This window comes from Kitasatospora sp. NPDC015120, assembly GCF_043080305.1.
Taxonomy (GTDB): Bacteria; Actinomycetota; Actinomycetes; order Streptomycetales; family Streptomycetaceae; genus Kitasatospora.
Window position 1 is genome coordinate 201542 of record NZ_JBIBVJ010000011.1, and the last position, 17839, is coordinate 219380.

Sequence of the window (17839 nt, forward strand, 5' to 3'; positions counted from 1 at the left end):
CCTGTCGGGTTGCCGGCCCCGGCCGGACCGGGTTCAGCCGGCCGGGGCGGCGGCGTGCGGTGCCGGTGCGGGCACCGGTGCCGGCACCGGCGCGGCGAAGGCGCCCAGGGCGGCGACGGCGCGCGGCCGGCCGATGCCGAAGGCGCTGGCGCTCCAGGACTCGGGGCTGCGCCGCCCGGGGGCGTGCCGGCCGGCGGTCCGCCGGTCGGTGCTGCGGGGCGGGGCGGTGGTGGCCGGGCGGGCGGCGTGCCCGGCGGGCCGGTTGCCGCGCACGGTGAAGGTGTAGCGGCCGGCGCGGACGTCCGTGCCGGGCGGGGTGGTGAAGCGGTAGACCACCGCGCCGTGGTCCTGATGGCTGGTGACCACGGCTCCGGCGAGGTCCGTCCAGGCGGCGCCGGTCCCGGGGGCCGCCGTGCCGGGGGCGAGGCGGATCTCGGCCTGCAGCGCGGTGAGCGGCTCGGTGACGGTCAGCGCGAGGACGTGCCGGGTGCCGTCGCGGCCCAGCGACTGGACCGCGGCCGTACCGGCGAGCGCCTGGTCGTCGCTCTCCTCCGGGGCGCCGGCCGGGCGGCCCGCCCCGGTGCCGCCGGTGCCCTCGCCGCCGACGGCGGCGTCGTCGGCCGTGCCGAGGATCCCGCCGGTCCACTCGCGGGGGGCGGGAGCGGGGACGAACGGCCTGGGCGCGCTCGGCGAAGGGGAGGGCGCGGGCTCGGAGGGGGACGGCGAGGGCGACGGGGACGCTCCGGGCGGCGCCGGGTCCTCGCCGGGCCGGCGGGCGGTCTGCGCGCCGGTGCCGTCGGCCGAGAGCGGCTCGTCGGCGGACTGCGCGCCGTCCGCCGGGTCGTCGGCCAGGGTTCCCTGACCGCCCCCGGGGCCGCTGCCGTCGTCCTGGGGACCGACGGTGACGCCGTGTCGGGGTGCCCGCCCGTCGGCGAGCGGTGCGGTGGAGGGGCCGTTGCCGGGGTGGGGTGCGGGCGGGGCGGAGGCGCGCGGGCCGGGCACGGCCCCGGGGGCGCGGGTGCCCGGCGCCGGGGTGCCGGACGCTCCGGGGGCGGGCGTGGCCGGGGCGGCCGGGCGGCGGCCGGCCGCCGGACCGGGGCCGGCGGAGTCCTGGCCGGCGAGGCTCCCGGTGCCGGGGGCGGTGCTGCCGCCGGGGCCTGAGGTGGCGTCGGGGGAGGTGTCGGGGCTCGGCGGCGGCGCGCTGGAGCCGACCCGGGCGACCCCGGCCCGGCGGCCCACGCCCTGCTGCTCGTTCAGCAGGAAGGTGGTGGCGATGCTGATGCCCACCACGGTGGACATCGCCATCGCGGCGCCGGAGAACCGCAGGGTGGGCAGCCGCAGGCGGCCGCCGAACGGGCCGGGGCGGCCGTGCCGGCCGTGGCGCGCGCGGTCCCGGTCGTGCGCGTACGGTGCGTCCGGCCCGGTGTCGTCGGACAGCTTCACCTGCCCCCTCCCTCCCCTGAAGTCGCCGTTGCGGTCGTCGCATTCTCCCACGTACCGACGGCGGTGCCGCTGGCGCCGGCCCGGGCGGACGGCCCGCCGGACCCCGGCGCGGCCGGCGCGTTCGGGCCGGGCCCGTCGGATCCCCGCCGGACCGGTCGGAGCCGGTGCCGTCCGCTCCGGTGCGGTACCGGCTGGTCCGGTCCGCCCGGGAGCGTGCTTCGGGGGTCGTCCGGGCGCGGTCCGCCCAGGTCGTCGGGGGGCGCGCGTGCGGAGTCCGGCCGGATGCGCGCGCGGGCGTGCGCCGGCAGGGGGACGAGCGTAGCAGCGGGGCCCCGGGCGGTGGCCAGGGGTCGGACGGAATTGATCCGGTCCGTGGACAGTCCTGTGACCAGCGGAAGTTGACGATCCGTCTGACAAGGCCGGTAAGGGACCATCGGTCGGTGCGGGGATTATTGCAACCCCTTTGCAACCCTTGCCCGGCCCTCGCGCGGTGGAGCACGCTGGTGGACATCCCACGCCGTCCCGGAGAGACCGTCATGCCGCCCGACCCGCTGCCAGCACCCTCCAGTGCCCCCCTCGCCGCTACCCCCACGGGCGGCGATGAGGCAGGCTCCACCGCCGCTCCGGCGGCGGTGGAGGAGGTGCTGACGCTGCGGATCTCGCTGGGCGAGGAGGTGGTCGGAGAGGTCCGTACGCGGTTCCGGTTCGACACCGAGCGCCCGTACGAGGTGCTGCTGACGTTCCACCTGGGGCGGCCGGACGAGGCCGACTGGGTGTTCTCGCGCGAACTGCTGCGCGACGGCCTGCGCTCGTTGAGCGGCCAGGGCGACGTCAAGCTGTGGCCGGCGTACTGCCCGTGCCACGGCTCGACGTTGCACCTGGCGCTCGACTCGCCGCACGGCAGCGCACTGCTGGAGGCCTCCAGGCCGATGGTCCAGGCCTGGCTGGACCGGACGTACGCGCTGGTCTCGGAGGAGGCCGAGCGGTCCCACGGGCCGACCGACGCCCAGCTGTCCGAACTGCTCGCCGGCGGCCGCTGAGCCGGGGCCGCCGCCGGGCCGCCGCTGAGCCGTGGCGGCTGCCGGGCCGGGGCGGCCGGGCCCTACGCGGGCGGTACGGGGAGGGGAGCGGAACGGGAACGGCGCGGCGCGGACCCGTCGGCCGGAGGGCGCGGCCCCGGTAACGGCGGGGTGCCGGGCAGCCGGACCGTTCCGTCGGCCAGACCGCTGCGCAGCCTGCGCACGGCGGGCGCCGAGGAGGACGGCAGCAGGTCGTACGGGTCCTCCGGGCCGGCCACGGTGACCAGGACCGATTCGGCGAAGCGGTACGGCCGGTGGGCCAGCAGACCGCCCAGGTAGCGGCGGAGCCGGGAGAGTTCGGCCCGCACCGTCACCGTGCGGCCCGGGTCCCCGAACAGCGCGCCGGCCAGCTGCGCCGCGCTCAGACCGTCCCGGTCGGTGGCCAGCAGGAGCAGGAGCTCGGCGTGGCGCGGGCTGAGCGCGTGCGACCAGCTGCCGGCCGCGCCGCGCACCGACAGTTCGGGGCTGCCCGGGCGGCGCAGGTCGAGCCGGAGCCTGGCCCCCTCGGCCTGTTCGGCGAGCAGGCCTGCGGTGTCCGCCTCCGGTCCGTCGGCGCCGGCCGGCGCGGCCGGGGCGCCGTCCTGCGGCCGGACCGGCCGGACCAGCCAGCCGTCGGCGAGCGGTTCGATCACGCACTCGCCCAGGCTGGGCAGCCAGTGCACGGTGGCCGAGTCCCAGCCCTCGGCGGGCAGTCGCAGCCGGGGCGGCGGGGGCAGTCCCGCCGCGGCGGCCGTCCAGCCCGCCGCGTCCACGACCAGGGCGGGTCCGTTCACCCGGGCCAGCATCGGGGCGGCCAGGGTGCGCAGGTGGTGCAGGGACTCCAGGCGGCGGGCGCGCAGTTCGGTCTCGGCGAGCTTGGCGGCGGTGGCGGTCAGCTGGAGCAGGTAGGGGCGCACCGAGTGGGCCGGGCCGCTGAGGTTGATCGCGCCGATCAGCCGTCCGGTGCCGGGGTCGCACACGGGGGCGGCGACGCAGGTCCAGGACTGGTGGCTGCGCAGGTAGTGCTCGGCGGAGTGGACGTGCATCGGGCGCCGGGCGCGCAGGGCGGCGGCTATGCCGTTGGTGCCGACGCGCTCCTCCACCCAGCGGGCGCCGGTGAGGAAGCCGATCCGTTCGGCGCTGCGGCGCAGTCCGCGCTCGCCCTCCTGCCAGAGGATGTGGCCGTCGGCGTCGGTGATCGCGAGGATCAGCGGCGGCTGGTCGGCCTGTTCGACCAGGGTGCCGCGGAGGATCGGGAGCAGCGGGTCGAGGCCGCTGCTCCGGCGGAGGTGTTCGATCTCGGCGGGGCCGAGGTGGACGGCGTCGGCGCCGGAGTCCGGGTCGAGGCCGAGGCGGCGCAGGCGCTCCCAGGAGTCGCCGATCTCGGGGCGGGGCTGGAGGAAGGGCGGGTCCTCGGGGGCGGCGGTGTCCCGGTTGGCGCTGCGGGCGGCCGCCTCGGCGAGGGCCCGCTCGTGGATCCTGGCCAGTTCGGCCGCGCTCTGCGGGGTTCGGCGTTCGGGCCGTCGGGTCTGCCGTCCGGGCTGCCGCACTCGTGTCGCTCCTCGCCGCCGTTCGAGGGCGCGCCGGGGCCGACGCGCTGACGAAAGAGTACGGGCGCCACCGGTTCCTGTGGATGGTGTCTGCCAACTCGGAATACCAGACGGTACGCGGGCGTTCCGGCCGGGGAATTGCGGCGGTTGCGACCTAGTGGGCCGGGGGTCGGCGCTGGGCGGACTCGACGCTGTGGTGGAGGTCGGTGGTGGCATCGAGGCTGGTCGCGGCGGTGAGGGCGAGGCAGCCGGCCAGGGCGGCGGCGGCGATCCGGCGGGCGGCGGCGGACCCCGCGGGGCGTGGGTGGAGCAGGGCGGCGACCCGGCGGGGGACCGGTCCGCCGTGGGCCGCCGGGGCGTGCCGGGGGCGGCCGGGCCGGGGGGAGCGCCCGGCGGCGAGGGCGGCCCGGCCCACCGCGCGGGCGGTCACCGCGCGGTCGCCGACCCGGGCGGCGGCGGCTTCGTCGGCCCAGCGCTCCAGGTGGTAGCCGAGCGGGGCGCGCAGCGCCCGCAGGGCCGGGTGGGCGACGGCCGCGTGGGCGGCGAGGGCGAGGAAGAGGTGGTGGCGGGCGGTCAGGTGGGTGCGCTCGTGGGCGAGCAGCGCCGTGCGTTCGCGGGCGTCCAGGGCCCGCAGCATGCCGGCGGTGACCACGATCCGGCCGGGTTCGGCGGGGCGGCCCGGGCGGCGGGGGCGGCCGGGCAGGGCGAAGGCGTCGGCGCGCTCGTCGGGCAGGACGGCGAGCGCGGTGGCGGGCGGGGTGATGAGCCGCGATCTGGTGCGCTGGGTCCACGGGGTGCGCGCCCGGCGCATGGATGCGCGCGAGGGGCGCGTGTCCGGATGCCGGTCGTGCGGGCCGGTTGTCCGGACGGTGGCGGTGCTCGCGGGGGTGGCGGCGCCGGTCCCGAGGGGTCCGGCGGCGGCCCCGTCGACGGGCCCGTCGGTGGTCGCGGCGGCGGCCCCGCCGGTGGTTCCGACGGCGCTCCGGGCGGCGTCCAGGTCGCGCCGGTGGTGCCGGGCGGTGCGCAGCGCGAGGGCGGTGAGGACGGCGAGCGCCAGGGCGGCCGGCAGGGCCGCCGCGGCCGGGGTGCCCGGCGTCCCGGCGGCGAGCCAGCGGGGCGAGAGGTGGCCGAGGGCGGCGACCGGCGGCAGCCGGAGCAGCCCGGCCGCGGTGAGCAGGCCGAGCGAGCAGAGCGTGCCGCCCGCGAGCACGGCCGCCGTGGCGGCCAGCGTCCACGCGGCGGCGCGCGGCGGCAGGGCCTCGGCGAGCCGGCGGGCGGGCAGGACGGCGAGGAAGGGCAGCAGCAGCGGGGCCCAGACGGCGACGGTCACCGGGCGGTGTCCTCGTCGCCGAGCAGGTCGCGCAGCAGGCGCTCGTCCTCCGCCGAGAGGTCGGAGACGAACCGGGCGAGCACGGTCGAGCGGTCGCTCTCCCGGCCCAGTTCGGCGTGCATCCGGCGGGCGGCCAGCCCGGCCGGGTCGGCGACGGCCGGGGTGTAGGCGTAGCCGCGGCCGGCGCGGGTGCGGTGCACCGTCCCCTTGTCGTGCAGCCGGGCGAGGATCGTGGCGACGGTGGTCCGGGCCAGGCCGTCGCCGAGGGCGCCCTGGATGTCCTGCGGCGTCAGCGGCCGGTCCGCGGCCCAGAGGGCGGCGAGCACCTCGGCCTCCAGCTCCCCGGCGGGCCGGCGGGCCGGCGGTACGTCGGACATGGCGGGGTTTCCTCCAGATGTCGTCTACAGTCATGTAGACCGTCTACGCGATTGTAGACAGTCGGGCGTGCCCTGCGGTGCCGTCCACCAACGTACGGGAGGTCCGTCGGTCATGGTCCAGTCGCTCGTCGGGGGTCCCTTCGGATCATTCATGACCGAAATCGACCGTTATCCGATGTCTGGCATCGGTCTGGTAGTAGTTGTCTCCATGCTCCCGATTGTTCGTGACGTGTTCCCCGCCGCGCGGGCCCGCCGACGCGGCGGTGACGCCCGGTGACGGCGGCCCGCGAGCTGCTGGCCGTGTACGACGGCAGCGGCATCGACGGCGGCCTGTACCGCCGGGTGGTCGGCTGGGCGGACGCCGCGCCGCACTGGTTCGACCGGCTGGCCGAGCTGTGGTCACTGCTCGGCCTCGGCCTGTTCGCGCTGCTGATGCTCGCCGCCTGGTGGCGGGCGCGCGGCGCCGCTCCGGCGGTGATGGCCCGGGTGCTGGCCTCGCCGCTGGTCGTGCTCGTCGCCTACGCGGTGAACTCCGGGTTCAAGGGGCTGGTGGAGGAGGTCCGCCCGTGTGCCCAGCTGCGGGTGCAGGACACCCTGGAGGCCTGCCCGGGCCCGGGTGACTGGTCCTTCCCGAGCAATCACACGGTGATCGCCGTCGCGGCCGCCGCCGCGCTCTGGTTCGCCGACCGGCGGATCGGCGCGGTGGCCGCGGTGGCCGCCGTGCTGATGGGCGCCTCCCGGGTCTGGGTCGGGGTGCACTATCCGCACGACGTGCTGGCCGGAGCGCTGGTCGGCCTCGTGGTGGCCGTCCCGCTCGCGCTGGCGGCGAGCGGGGCCGGGCCGCTGGTGGAGCGGGCGCGGACCGGGCCGCTGCGGCCGCTGCTCGGCGCGGGTCCGCGGGCGGAGGCGGACCGGGAGGGCCGGCCGGTCGGCGCGCGGCGGGACTGACCGGCCGCCGGTTCCGCCCCGGGCGCCGTCCCGGGCCTTGTGTGCCCGGGGCGGCGGGGAGAGCATGTGAGCCGGGCGCGGCCGCCCCCGAGGGGCGCACCCGCCCGGCTCAGTCGTGCCGGCGCGCCGCGCGCGCCGGGCGTGCCAGTGGAGGGGATGCTGCCCATGCCGTACCGACTCGACATCACCCAGGGGGACTGGCCGGCCGAGGAGCTCGGCAAGGGCGTCGAGGGGCTGCTGGCCGAGGCGATGGTGCTGACCCTCGCGACCGCCGGGCACGAGCGCGGCCCGCACGCCAACCTCGCCTTCTTCGCGTACGACGACGACCTCGTCCTCTACTTCGTCAGCGAGCGCGCCACCCGGCACAGCCACCACCTGGCCGAGGAGGCCCGGGCGGCGGCCACGGTGTTCCTGCCGCCGCCGGCCTTCGGCGAGCAGTTGCGCGGCCTGCAGCTGACCGGCAGCGCGGGCGAGGCCTGGGGGCACCAGGCGCAGGCGGCGCTGGCCGCCTACCAGGGGCGCTACCCCGCCTTCGCGCAGGACGACGAGGTCCGGCGGCAGTTCCTGACCGGCGGCGGGGCGGCGGCGCTCTACCGGTTCCAGGTGGAGGAGCTGACGGCGGTGGACGAGCCGAAGTTCGGCCGGCGGCACTACCTGCGGGCGGCCGTGCGGCGCTGAACCGGAGGGGCGGCGCGCCGGGGCCGGGGGCTCCGCCCCGGGGACGCGGTCGAGGTTACCGTCAGGTTGTCTGTACAACTTATCGGTCGGTTCATCCACGGGCCGCCGCCCGGACGCCCCTCGGTCACCTGGCGGCACCAGTCTGGCCGCATGAGAGTCATCGTCGTAGGAGCGGGCGTGCTGGGCACCATGCATGCCTGGCAGGCCGTCGAGCGCGGTCACGAGGTCGTCCACCTGGAGCGCGAGGCGCAGGCGCGCGGCGCCTCGGTGCGCAACTTCGGCCTGGTCTGGGTCAGCGGCCGGGCCCAGGGCGAGGAGCTGGAGACCGCGGTGCGGGCCCGCGAGCTGTGGGAGCGGATCGGCGGGCAGGTGCCCGGCCTCGGCTTCCGGGCCAACGGATCGCTCACCGCGATCCGCACCGAGGCCGAACTCGCGGTCGCCGAACAGGCGCTGACCCTGCCCGACGCCGAGCTGCGCGGCTACCGGCTGCTCGACCCGGAGCAGACCCGGGCCCTCAACCCGGCCCTGCGCGGCACGCTGCTCGGCGCCCTGCACTGCGAGCGGGACGCCGCCGTCGAGCCGCGCGTCGCCCAGCCCGCGCTGCGCGCCGCGCTGACCGCCACCGGCCGCTACACCTTCCTGCCCGGGCGCGAGGTCCGCGACGTCATCGGCGAGAACGCCGTCCGCGACGACCACGGTGACGTCCACACCGGCGATGTCGTCATCCTGTGCACCGGCGCCTGGCTGGGCGGCCTGGTCCGGGAGCTGGCGCCCGGGCTGCCGGTGCGCAAGGTGCGGCTGCAGATGATGCAGACCGACCCGCTGGGCGAGGCGCTGACCACCTCGGTCGCCGACGGCGACTCCTTCCGCTACTACCCGGCCTTCGCCGGCTCCGCCCTGGACCGCCTGCGCGAGGTGCAGCCGCAGCCGCCGGTCGCGGCCGAGCACAAGATGCAGTTGCTGATGGTGCAGCGCCTGGACGGCGGCCTCACCATCGGTGACACCCACGAGTACGACCAGCCCTTCGGCTTCGACGTGGTCGAGGACCCGTACGACCACCTGGTGGGCGTGGTCGAGGACCTGCTCGGCCGCCCGCTGCCGCGCGTCCGCCGCCGCTGGGCCGGCGTGTACGCGCAGTGCGTCGACACCACCCGGGTCGTCCACCGCGAGCGGGTGCGCGACGGCGTCTGGCTGGTCACCGGCCCCGGCGGCCGCGGCATGACCTGCTCGCCCGCCATCGCCGAGACCACGGCGGACCTCGCCAACCTCTGAGCCCGTCCGTCCGTAAGCCCGTCATCCCGCAAGCCCGTTAGTCCGTCGAAGGAACTGAACATCATGTCGTACGACATCCGCCTGGTGGTCCTGGACATGGCCGGCACCACCGTGGCCGACGACGGCCTGGTCGAGCGCGCCTTCCAGGCCGCCGCCGGCTCGCTCGGCGTCGAGGCCGGCAGCCCCGAGCACGCCCGCATGCTGGACCACGTCCGCGCCACCATGGGCGAGTCCAAGATCTCCGTCTTCCGCCACCTGTTCGGCGAGGAGGAGAAGGCCCAGCGGGCCAACACCGCCTTCGAGGCCGCCTACCACGACCTCGTCGACGCCGGCCACTGCGAGGCGCTGCCCGGCGCGGCCGAGGCCATCGCCGAACTCCGCGGCCAGGGCCGCAAGGTGGTCCTCACCACCGGCTTCTCCCGGGCCACCCAGGACCGCATCCTGACCGCCCTCGGCTGGGAGTCGGTCGCCGACCTCACCCTGTGCCCCGCCGAGGCCGGCCGCGGCCGCCCGTACCCGGACCTCGCGCTCACCGCGCTGCTGCGCACCGGGACCGACGCGGTGCACCAGATCGCCGTGGCCGGCGACACCGGCTACGACATGCTGACCGGCTCGCGCGCCGGCGCCTCCGTGGTGGCCGGCGTCCTCACCGGCGCCCACGGCGAGGAGCGCCTGCGGGCGGACGGGGCGACGCACGTCCTGGCGTCCGTCGCCGGACTGCCCGCACTGCTGGCCGGCTGAACCGGGGAGCACACCGGAGGGCGGCCGACCGGGCGGGCGCGGCGGGAGGCGCGCCCGCCCGGCCGGCCGGCCGTCCGCTTCGGCCTGGGCTCTGCCCATGAGCCTTCGCGTGTACCCGATCGCCGTCGACGCCCACGACCCGGCCGCGCCGGCCCGCTTCCGGGCGCAGGCGCTCGGCCGGCGCATCCTGCTGGAGAACGCCGCCGAGGTGGTGGCCGGCGCGGACGAGCACACCCGGCCGGGGCTGGTGTTCCTGCCCGTCCCCGGGGACAAGGCGGGCAAGGACCGGTTGCCCCTCGACCTCTCCCCGGACGACCAGGAGGCCGGGGCGGCCCGGCTGCTCGCCCTCGGGGCGGTGCGGGTGGACGTCGGGCAGTCCCCGCGGGCGGGGCGGGTCGTCCTCGCGGACCCCAACACACGCGATGACCAGTTCTGCCGAGCTTACCGTCACGTCAGAGCATGCAAGAGGCCCCGCACGGTCAGAGACCGCACGGGGCATCGTCGTACGTGGGGCCTACCGGGCAGGAGCCCGAACCGCTGGGCTCAGTCCCATTCGATCCGTTGGCCCTCGACGCTGACGACCATCCGCAGCCGCTCGCCCGTGGGCTCACCCGCGACACGCCACCGGGTGATCAGCTCGGCCACCGCGTCCCACAGCCGGACCGGCCCGCCCTGCCGGACCAGCCACCGGCCCCCGTCCTCGAACACCACGGCCCACGACCCGCCGTCCACGTCCACCAACACGTGCTCGGTGCGTCCGTTCCGAGGCATGGCGAAGTACTGCGCCGTGGGCGCCGCGAACTGCGCCACGAACCGGGCCGCCCACTGGTCGAGCACGTCAGCACCGATCCCCGCCGGACGGGCCTCGCCCTGGTCGAGCGTGGGCAGCATGCCGAGCGGCGGGGGCATGTGCGGGCGGGCGAGCATGAACGACACACCGCCGCCGAGCACCGGACCGGTTGCCGTGCCGTCCTCGGCCACCGTGAGCCGTACCAGCTCGGAAGCGTTCATCCAGCCGCCCACGGTCACCAGGATTTCGCCGCGCGGCCGGGTCTGCGCGATCCACTCGGCCGGAACGGCCCGGACCCCGCACGTGGCGATGATCCGGTCATACGGCGCCCCCTTGGCGTACCCGGCGAGCCCGTCACCGGTCACCAGCTCGGGCCAGTAGCCGAGTCCGCCCAGTACCACGGACGCCCGAGCCGACACGTCCGCGTCCACCTCGACTGATGTCACCTGGTCGTCGCCAAGGACGTGCGTCAGCAGCGCAGTTGAGTAGCCGGTTCCGGTGCCGATCTCCAGTACGGACATGCCGGGTTGCACCCGCAGGTCTTCGAGCATTCGGACCACCAGGCCGGGCAGAGTCGATGACGACGTGGGCACCTGCGCCAACCGGCCCTCGACCTGTCGGGGCACCACACAGCCGGCGAGTTGCGTCACCAACGTGTCGTCCTCGTACACGCGGCCGATCAGCTTGGGCGTCTTCTCCAGCGACACGGGCCGGTACCACCCGTCGCCGTCGTACTCGAACCAGCCGTCACGCAGGAACGCTTCACGCGGGACGGCCAGCACCGCCGCTTCCCACTCGGCGGTCAGGATCACCCCCGCTTCCTTGAGCTGTGCGGCCAGTACCGCCCGCAGCCCTTCGGACTCGTTCACCCGGTTACTCCGTTCTCCAGAAGATCGGCGATTGCGGACGTGATCGGCAGGCCCGCCGCGTGCTCCAGCCACGCCCATTGACCGTTCGGGTTGCACTCCAGGAACCACCATTCACCCTCGGGGGTCACGGCGAAGTCGAACGCCCCGAAGCGCAGGCCGAACTCACCGAGGAACCGCAGCAGGGCGGCCCGCACCGGATCGGGGCAGTCCACGGGTTCGTACGTCAGGTTCCGGTATTCGCTGCGCCAGTCGAGCACCCCGACAGGGGCGGTGATCAGCGCACAGAACGCCTGGTCCCCGACCACCACGGCGCGCACGTCGCCGGACTTCGGCACCTGCGCCTGAAAGAGATGGGCGCACTTGCTCACGGCGTCGGTGATCTCCCCCGGCTCGACCGATGCCGCCCAGATACCGGCCGGTTCGCCGTCCACGTGATAGGCCCCGGCATGCAAGGGCTTGTAGATCGTGGGTTGCGCGCCGGCAAACAGCTTCGCTTCGGTCGGGTTGTTGGTGATCAGCGTCGCCGGGACCGGCAGTCCGAGCTTGGAGGCGAGGGCGAGTTGCGCGGGCTTGTACTCGGCGCGGGCAATGGCCTGCGGGTGGCTCAAGTAGAGACAGCCCGGAAGTGTGCCGAGCACACCATTCAGCCCCCGGCGGTTCTCCTGTGCGGCGAACCGGTCGGCCTGGTGGCCGGTGTCCGGCGTGTACGGGTTCGGCCGCCGATGGTAGAGCGCGCGGACGCCGGAGAGATCGGCAGCACGTTTGCCCACCGTGAGACTCCCCGACCAGCCGTCAGCCGTGATCGACGCGGCCAACGTGGCGCGGGTCGGGAAGTCCCGTCCGGGGTCGAACCGGAGGATGGGCACCCGGCGCCGGTTCAACTCCGCTATCACCAGATCGGCGGTCGGGTCTTCGGCTTCGGTGGAGACCAGCACCGGGCGTCCGTCCATGGCGCTACCTCCTAGTCCTGCGTCGCGTCGTGGCCGGAATCGCCGTCAACCTTGCCGTCCTTGCCCACCTGGGTGGGCGGGTAGGTGCCCACCGACGTGCCGTGCTTGCCCAGCTCGGCGGGGCCCATGGCGCCGTCCTCGCCGAACCACAGACCGGTCTGCGTCGCGGGGTCCAGCCCCGCGTACTGCCACTGCGACGGCTCGCCGTTGCGCAGCGGCGCCATACGCCCCATGCCCCACGGGGCAACGGGGACGAGTTCGGTAGCGGTGCTCAACTTTCCTCCTACGTATCGATGTTGCTCGGAGGTGCGAAAGACCCACCTTGCCCGCTCCAGCCTGTTGCCGGGTGCGAACGGCAAACGTGGGGTTGTGCCCCGCCCTGGCGGCTGATTCCCTTTCCGTCCGCCAGGGCGGGAGGTCATGAGGCGCGACTATCCGCGCCCGAGAGAGCGCGCCTTGCGGAGTGGAGTCGGCTCACCGTGGCGCGTCCACCCGAGGGGAACAGCATCGGTTCACCAGGGAACAGCGCGGCCCACTCGGGGGTCATGACGCCGCCCAGTCCCGGCCGTACACGACGCCGAGCATGGCGACCGCCAGTCCGACGAACAGCCACACCGACCGCCGGTCGGCCTGCGGGTCGAGCTTGCCGAGGGCGAGCACCAGGGTGGCCGGTCCGATCCCCGCCACCACCAGGGCGCCGGTCACGATGCTTGGGCGTTTCACTGCTGTCCCTCCGATCAGCGCCGGACTGTGTGCTTCACCAGTACAGGGCCGCCGTTCGCCGGTGGACAGAGCAGCGATGACGCATCCGTGTGGCATCCATGTCTCAGAGTCTCCGCATCGGGTGCCCTGAGCTGCTAGAACGGGTAGTCAGAGACCGGGAGGCGGCATGGCAGAGCGGCGCAGGGCCCTTATTGAAAGGCGAAAGGCCCTTGGGTTCACTCAGGAGTCCTTGGCACAGGATCTGGGTGTAGATCGCTCTACTGTGGCGAGATGGGAAAGCGGAAAGGTAGACCCCCAGGATTGGCAGCGCCCGGCCCTTGCCAAGGTCTTGCGAGTCACGCTAATTGAGCTTGACTCTCTCCTGCATGCCGCAGCAGCCCCGAAGCCTTCACAGGACGAAAATGTGCCCGCCATTGCGCTCGAATATGACGACGAGATCGAAGCGTTGGAGCTTGCGTGCAGGGTCTCTGCCAGCGACGTAGGCAGAGAAACGCTTGAACGCCTTGAGCTGACCTTTCATGATCTGGCAACCAAATACCCGACCGTAGCCCCCAATGAACTCCTGGGTCAGGTGCGGAAATATGCAACCTATGTAGCCAGACTCATGGATGCAAAAAAGACCCTCGCCGAGCATCGGCAACTACTCGTGATAGGTGGCTGGTTCTCTCTCCTCGGCGCCACCCTGCACATTGACCTCAATCAGCAGGACGCGGCGACGGCAAGGCTGCGAACGGCAATGACTCTGGCGCAGCATGCCGAGAACTCAGAAATCCAGGCTTGGTGCTTCGAAACTGACGCTTGGCGGGTTCTCACTGACGGCGATTACTCAAAAGCGGCAGAACTTAGCGCGACTGCTCAACAGTTGGCGCCCGCCGGAAGCTCGGTTGAAATTCAGTCCCTTGCGCAGCAGGGGCGAGCATTTGCACGCCTGGGCCACTCGACCGAGACGTACGCCGCAATAGATCGAGTGCAAGCACTCTCCGCAGCGATGGGCACCCCAAATCGGCCAGAGCATCATTTTCAATATGATCCGGCCAAGTCACTCGCCTATGCGGCGACCACGCTTGCATGGCTCGGCGATCCGGCGGCCGAAGCCTACGCGCGAGAAGTCATTTCACGGCTCTCGCCCTCGGAGGAAATTAGCAAATGGCCTCGCAGGGTGGCATCCGCCAATATCGACCTCGCGCTATCTTTGGTGGCCACTGATCGATTGGACGAAGCATGCGATTCGGCACAGCGTGCCATGCTCTCTGGCCGAGTGGCGCCATCTAATCATTGGCGCGCCCTCGAAGTCGTCAAAGCAGTAGAAGTGCGAAAGACTTCCGATGCGCGGGACCTTAGAGAAGTCTATGAAGGAATGCGCCTGCAGATAGCGCCGTCGGGCGATCAATAGCGCGACATCCAGTTCTGTTTGTTGGGAGATCCCGAGGGGGACGAGTTCTGCGTCCTGGAGCCGAAGCGCTCGCTGGTCGTCCGAGCCCCGCACGCGGCGCGGGCGGGGGCCTCACGGGAACGGCGGTACCGGCGGGTCCGTGCGCTGGTGCCCGCCCCCGGCGCCGTCAGACTGGGAGCCATGGAGACGATGGTGGCCGTCGCCGGCGGCGAGCTCTGGGCGGAGGACTCGGGCGGGGCGGGACTGCCGCTGGTCCTGCTCCATCCGGGCGTCGGGGACTCCACCCTCTGGGACCCGGTCCTGCCCGCACTCGCCGCCCGGCACCGGGTGGTCCGCTACGACTGCCGCGGCTACGGCCGCTCGCCCGCGCCCGCCGTGCCGTACTCCCAGCTCCGGGACCTCGTGGCCGTCCTCGACCACTTCCGGCTGGAACGGGCCGTGCTGGTGGGCAACAGCAACGGCGGAGCCACCTCGATCGACCTGGCCCTGACGGCCCCGGAGCGGGTGGCGGGCCTGGCCCTGCTCGTCCCCGCCGTGAGCGGCTACGACCTCACCGGCGCCGAGCTGTACCGGCGGATGGGCCGGCTGGCCGAGGCCGGCGACCTGGAGGGCATCGTCCGGCTCGGACTGGGCCTGTGGGGGAAGGCCGGCGGCGGCACCCCCGAGGCCGACCCGGTCGGCGCCGCGCACCTGAGGGCCGTGCTGCCGGCCTGGTTCGCCAACCTCGGGTACCTGCGGAGCGAACCCGCCGCCTTCGAGCGGCTGGGCGCGATCACCGCGCCCACCGTGCTGGCCCTGGGGGAGCTGGACCGGCCGGTGGTCGTGGAGTTCAACGAGCGGATGGCGGCCCGGATCCCCGGCTGCCGGCTGGTGCGGCTCGCCGCCTCCGACCACTACCCGACGCTGCGGGAACCGGAGGCCGTCGCCCGGCTGGTCGAGGAGCTGTACGGCGCCGTGGCCTGAGGGACGCGTCGGTCCGGCGCGCGGCCCGCTACCCGGCGGCGAGCAGGGCCGGGAGTTCGCGCATGTCGTCGAAGAGCACGGTGCCCGGGCCGGCCAGCCGGGCGGCGGGGGTGAGGCCCCCGGCGTAGCCGAAGGCACGCATGCCGGCGGCGCGTGCGGCCTGTACACCGGGCGCGCTGTCCTCGACGACCGCGCAGGCGGACGGCGGCACGCCCATCCGGCGGGCCGCGTGCAGGAAGAGGTCGGGCTCGGGCTTGCCCCGGGCGACCTCGGTGGCACTGAAGATGCGCCCGGCGAAGCGGTCGAACAGCCCGGTGCGGCCCAGGGTGTGCGCCATCTTCTCGTGCGAGCCGCTGGACGCGACGCAGGTCGGCAGGGTGATCGCGGCGAGCGCTTCGGGCAGGCCGTCGACCGGCTCCAGTCCCGCGTCCACCTCCTCCTCGTGGCGCCGCACGAACTCCGCCCACCACCGGTCGGCGGCCGGCCGGCCGAGCCTGGCGGCGATCTGCTCGTCGATCGAGGCCATCGACCGGCCGATGAAGCGCTCGACCACCTCCGCCTCGGTCAGCGGCCAGCCGAGCTCGGTGCCGAGCGCGAGCTGGACGCGCAGCGCGATCCGCTCGCTGTCCACCAGGACGCCGTCGCAGTCGAAGATGACGAGTCGTACGGGGCCGGCCGGCCGGGTCGTCGTGATCACAGCGGAAGGATAGGCGCGGCGCCCGGTTGTTGACGAGCGGAAACCTGCGGCCGGATATCCGACATGACCCGGAAACAAAAGCGTCCGGGTATTGCCAGCGTTCACCGGGAACTCCTACAGTCGCACGCATGGCAGCTGGAGAGTTCCTGGCTGCTCGCCGGCACGTCGATTTCGGACGGCTCGCGAGCGCCCTCTGTACCGCCGCTCCGGTGTGAGCCGGCGGCGGCCCCCGGACGGGTGGACGGGGGCCCGCCGCAGCCCGCCGGACCTCCCCGGGGTGGCTCGCCCCCGCACCGTTCGTGCAGGTCGGTGACGTGCCCCGGTTCCTTCGCCGCGGATCCCCGGTGAGCCGCCGTGCCCGTGAACGTCGTCCGGGGTGCGGGCGCGGCCGTCGTGCGGACCGGTGGGCCGCTTCCCCGTGAATGATTCCGGGGCCCTTCGCGGGACATTTCCCGCAGGGCCGCCCCCGGAATCACCGAAAAGCATGGAGGGAATTCATGAGCGAGATCGGCGATTCGGAAACGAACGGTTCGCCCCGGGTCGGCCGGCGCGGCTTCCTCGCCGGCGCCGCGGCCGCGGCTGCCACCGCCGCCGCCCCGGCGGCCTTCACCCTGGCCTCCGCGGGCCGGGCCGAGGCGGCCGGCGCCACCCGCCCCAACATCCTGCTGATCGTCACCGACGACCAGCCCAAGCACACCGAGTGGGCCACCCCGCAGATCGTGGACTGGATCGCCGGCCACGGCGTCCGCTTCACCAACGGCCACGTCACCACGCCGCTCTGCGCGCCCTCGCGCTCCTCGGTGTTCTCCGGCCGCTACGCCCACAACCACGGCGTGCGCAACAACGGCGCCTCGCACAGCCTGGACCAGCACACCACCGTCCAGCGCTACCTCAAGCAGGCCGGCTACCGCACCGGGCTCTTCGGCAAGTACCTCAACTCCTGGGCGGTGGCCGACAACCCGCCGCACTTCGAGGAGTGGGCGCTGCTCCAGCCCGCCTACAACAACGCCACCTGGAACATCGACGGCGACGTCCAGACCCTCACCGGCTACACCACCAACATCATCCGCAACCGCACCCTGGCCTTCCTCGACAAGGCCGCCACCGACACCCGCCCCTGGTTCGCCTACGTCACCCCGTACGCCTCGCACGAGCCCAACGTGCCCGCCCCCAAGTACGCGGACACCGTCGTCCCGCCGTGGAACGGGCGCCCCTCGGTGCCCGAGGCCGACCGCAGCGACAAGCCCGGCTACATCCAGAACGCCACCGCCACCCTCGCCGACGCCCAGGACGTGCGCACCCGCCAGCTGCGCACCCTGCTCTCCGTCGACGACGCCGTGCAGGCGATCCACGACAAGCTGGTGGCGCTGGGCCAGTTGGAGAACACCCTGGTCATCTACCTCGGCGACAACGGCTACACCTGGGCCGACCACGGCTGGCTCAAGAAGTCCGTGCCCTACTCCCCGGCGCACGAGGTGCCGTTCTACCTGTCCTGGCCGGCCGGCGGCCTCGGCGCGGGCACCACCGACCACCGGATCGTCGCCAACATCGACGTCGCCCCGACCATCCTCGACGCCGCCGGCATCACGCCCGACACCCCGCAGGACGGCCACTCGCTGCTCACCGCCGCCACCAGGAACCACCTGCTGGTGGAGTGGTGGAAGCAGGGCACGGCGGCGGGCGGCCCGCCCACCTGGTCCTCGTACGTGGCCGCCGGCAAGCAGTACACCGAGTACTACGCGCTGCACACCGATGCCGACGGCACGGTGTCCGGCACGGGCGAGGTGAAGTTCCGCGAGTACTACGATCTGGCGGCCGACCCCTACCAGCTGAGCAACCTGCTGTACCAGGCCACACCGCAGCAGGAACAGGCGCTCGGCATCCCGGCGCTGGCGGCGCAACTGGCCGCCGACCGGGCCGCCTGACCCTTCCCCCTGTGGTGCGGGGGGGGGGGGGCGGGCGCCCCCCCCCCCCCCCCCCCCCCCCCCCGGCCCCCCCGGCCCCCCCCCCCCCCCCCCCCCCCCCCGCCGGCCCCCCCCCCCCCAAAACCCCCCCCA

17 protein-coding genes and 1 pseudogene are annotated in these 17839 nt (G+C 74.3%); 9 read left to right on the forward strand and 9 right to left on the reverse strand.

What is annotated here, in order from left to right; translation table 11 throughout:
* Positions 1 to 33 precede the first annotated feature (33 nt).
* Entirely contained in the window at positions 34 to 1443 is a 1410-nt protein-coding gene (locus ACF1AK_RS24165) for a hypothetical protein (protein WP_391500899.1), read from the reverse strand.
* Between the two features lie 503 nt (positions 1444 to 1946).
* Between ACF1AK_RS24165 and ACF1AK_RS24170 the strand changes: the two genes are divergently transcribed.
* Positions 1947 to 2483 (forward strand): SsgA family sporulation/cell division regulator, encoded by a 537-nt coding sequence (locus ACF1AK_RS24170; protein ID WP_391500900.1) that lies wholly within the window; start codon positions 1947 to 1949, stop codon positions 2481 to 2483.
* 62 nt (positions 2484 to 2545) lie between these two features.
* On the opposite strand, the gene ACF1AK_RS24175 is transcribed toward ACF1AK_RS24170, so the two are convergent.
* The 3 genes from ACF1AK_RS24175 to ACF1AK_RS24185 all read right to left on the reverse strand — a co-directional run bounded on the left by ACF1AK_RS24175 (position 2546) and on the right by ACF1AK_RS24185 (position 5758).
* Positions 2546 to 4051: a GAF domain-containing protein gene (locus ACF1AK_RS24175; protein WP_391500901.1), complete on the reverse strand. Its 1506-nt coding sequence runs from the start codon at positions 4049 to 4051 to the stop codon at positions 2546 to 2548.
* A gap of 154 nt (positions 4052 to 4205) precedes the next feature.
* Complete coding sequence (locus ACF1AK_RS24180; protein ID WP_391500902.1) at positions 4206 to 5381, reverse strand: M48 family metalloprotease; 1176 nt, start codon at positions 5379 to 5381, stop codon at positions 4206 to 4208.
* Positions 5378 to 5758 (reverse strand): BlaI/MecI/CopY family transcriptional regulator, encoded by a 381-nt coding sequence (locus tag ACF1AK_RS24185; RefSeq protein WP_391500903.1) that lies wholly within the window; start codon positions 5756 to 5758, stop codon positions 5378 to 5380. The genes ACF1AK_RS24180 and ACF1AK_RS24185 overlap by 4 nt, the downstream gene beginning before the upstream one ends.
* Before the next feature lie 273 nt (positions 5759 to 6031).
* Between ACF1AK_RS24185 and ACF1AK_RS24190 the strand changes: the two genes are divergently transcribed.
* The 5 genes and pseudogenes from ACF1AK_RS24190 to ACF1AK_RS24210 all read left to right on the forward strand — a co-directional run.
* Positions 6032 to 6706 carry a phosphatase PAP2 family protein gene (locus tag ACF1AK_RS24190; RefSeq protein WP_391500904.1) on the forward strand — a complete coding sequence of 225 codons (675 nt, stop codon included), beginning with the start codon at positions 6032 to 6034 and terminating at the stop codon, positions 6704 to 6706.
* Positions 6707 to 6871: 165 nt separating this feature from the next.
* On the forward strand, positions 6872 to 7384 hold the full coding sequence (locus ACF1AK_RS24195; protein WP_391500905.1) for a pyridoxamine 5'-phosphate oxidase family protein: 513 nt from the start codon (positions 6872 to 6874) through the stop codon (positions 7382 to 7384).
* Between the two features lie 150 nt (positions 7385 to 7534).
* Positions 7535 to 8656 carry a TIGR03364 family FAD-dependent oxidoreductase gene (locus ACF1AK_RS24200; protein WP_391500906.1) on the forward strand — a complete coding sequence of 374 codons (1122 nt, stop codon included), beginning with the start codon at positions 7535 to 7537 and terminating at the stop codon, positions 8654 to 8656.
* A gap of 63 nt (positions 8657 to 8719) precedes the next feature.
* Positions 8720 to 9397, forward strand: a complete 678-nt coding sequence (locus ACF1AK_RS24205; protein WP_391500907.1) for a phosphonatase-like hydrolase — start codon at positions 8720 to 8722, stop codon at positions 9395 to 9397.
* A 97-nt stretch (positions 9398 to 9494) separates the two neighbouring features.
* A pseudogene (locus ACF1AK_RS24210) lies at positions 9495 to 9800 on the forward strand (VOC family protein); the annotation flags it as partial.
* A 140-nt stretch (positions 9801 to 9940) separates the two neighbouring features.
* Here ACF1AK_RS24210 and tgmC read toward each other — a convergent pair.
* The 4 genes from tgmC to ACF1AK_RS24230 all read right to left on the reverse strand — a co-directional run bounded on the left by tgmC (position 9941) and on the right by ACF1AK_RS24230 (position 12729).
* Complete coding sequence (gene tgmC, locus ACF1AK_RS24215) at positions 9941 to 11056, reverse strand: ATP-grasp peptide maturase system methyltransferase (RefSeq protein ID WP_391500908.1); 1116 nt, start codon at positions 11054 to 11056, stop codon at positions 9941 to 9943.
* Positions 11053 to 12006, reverse strand: coding sequence for an ATP-grasp ribosomal peptide maturase (gene tgmB / locus ACF1AK_RS24220; RefSeq protein WP_391500909.1), 954 nt, complete (start codon positions 12004 to 12006; stop codon positions 11053 to 11055). Before tgmB ends, tgmC begins: the two co-directional genes overlap by 4 nt.
* Before the next feature lie 11 nt (positions 12007 to 12017).
* Positions 12018 to 12281, reverse strand: coding sequence for a putative ATP-grasp-modified RiPP (gene tgmA / locus ACF1AK_RS24225; RefSeq protein ID WP_391500910.1), 264 nt, complete (start codon positions 12279 to 12281; stop codon positions 12018 to 12020).
* A gap of 268 nt (positions 12282 to 12549) precedes the next feature.
* Positions 12550 to 12729, reverse strand: a complete 180-nt coding sequence (locus ACF1AK_RS24230; RefSeq protein ID WP_391500911.1) for a hypothetical protein — start codon at positions 12727 to 12729, stop codon at positions 12550 to 12552.
* A 166-nt stretch (positions 12730 to 12895) separates the two neighbouring features.
* Here ACF1AK_RS24230 and ACF1AK_RS24235 point away from each other — a divergent pair, with 166 nt between their 5' ends.
* The gene (locus ACF1AK_RS24235) at positions 12896 to 14122 is read left to right on the forward strand and encodes a helix-turn-helix transcriptional regulator (protein ID WP_391500912.1); all 1227 of its coding nucleotides are present in this window, start codon (positions 12896 to 12898) and stop codon (positions 14120 to 14122) included.
* 180 nt (positions 14123 to 14302) lie between these two features.
* Positions 14303 to 15085, forward strand: coding sequence for an alpha/beta fold hydrolase (locus ACF1AK_RS24240; protein ID WP_391500913.1), 783 nt, complete (start codon positions 14303 to 14305; stop codon positions 15083 to 15085).
* Between the two features lie 28 nt (positions 15086 to 15113).
* Here ACF1AK_RS24240 and ACF1AK_RS24245 read toward each other — a convergent pair whose 3' ends face one another.
* A complete protein-coding gene (locus tag ACF1AK_RS24245; protein ID WP_391500914.1) occupies positions 15114 to 15782 on the reverse strand; it encodes an HAD family hydrolase in 669 nt (222 codons plus the stop codon).
* Positions 15783 to 16279: 497 nt separating this feature from the next.
* Here ACF1AK_RS24245 and ACF1AK_RS24250 point away from each other — a divergent pair, with 497 nt between their 5' ends.
* Positions 16280 to 17707 carry a sulfatase gene (locus tag ACF1AK_RS24250; RefSeq protein ID WP_391500915.1) on the forward strand — a complete coding sequence of 476 codons (1428 nt, stop codon included), beginning with the start codon at positions 16280 to 16282 and terminating at the stop codon, positions 17705 to 17707.
* Positions 17708 to 17839 lie beyond the last annotated feature (132 nt).

Coding starts and splice junctions, on each gene's coding strand:
- ACF1AK_RS24185 (WP_391500903.1), bottom strand. CDS start 5,758: ATGTCCGACGTACCGCCGGCCCGCCGGCCCGCCGGGGAGCTGGAGGCC.
- ACF1AK_RS24195 (WP_391500905.1), top strand. CDS start 6,872: ATGCCGTACCGACTCGACATCACCCAGGGGGACTGGCCGGCCGAGGAG.
- ACF1AK_RS24200 (WP_391500906.1), top strand. CDS start 7,535: ATGAGAGTCATCGTCGTAGGAGCGGGCGTGCTGGGCACCATGCATGCC.
- ACF1AK_RS24205 (WP_391500907.1), top strand. CDS start 8,720: ATGTCGTACGACATCCGCCTGGTGGTCCTGGACATGGCCGGCACCACC.
- tgmB (WP_391500909.1), bottom strand. CDS start 12,006: ATGGACGGACGCCCGGTGCTGGTCTCCACCGAAGCCGAAGACCCGACC.
- ACF1AK_RS24235 (WP_391500912.1), top strand. CDS start 12,896: ATGGCAGAGCGGCGCAGGGCCCTTATTGAAAGGCGAAAGGCCCTTGGG.
- ACF1AK_RS24240 (WP_391500913.1), top strand. CDS start 14,303: ATGGAGACGATGGTGGCCGTCGCCGGCGGCGAGCTCTGGGCGGAGGAC.
- ACF1AK_RS24250 (WP_391500915.1), top strand. CDS start 16,280: ATGAGCGAGATCGGCGATTCGGAAACGAACGGTTCGCCCCGGGTCGGC.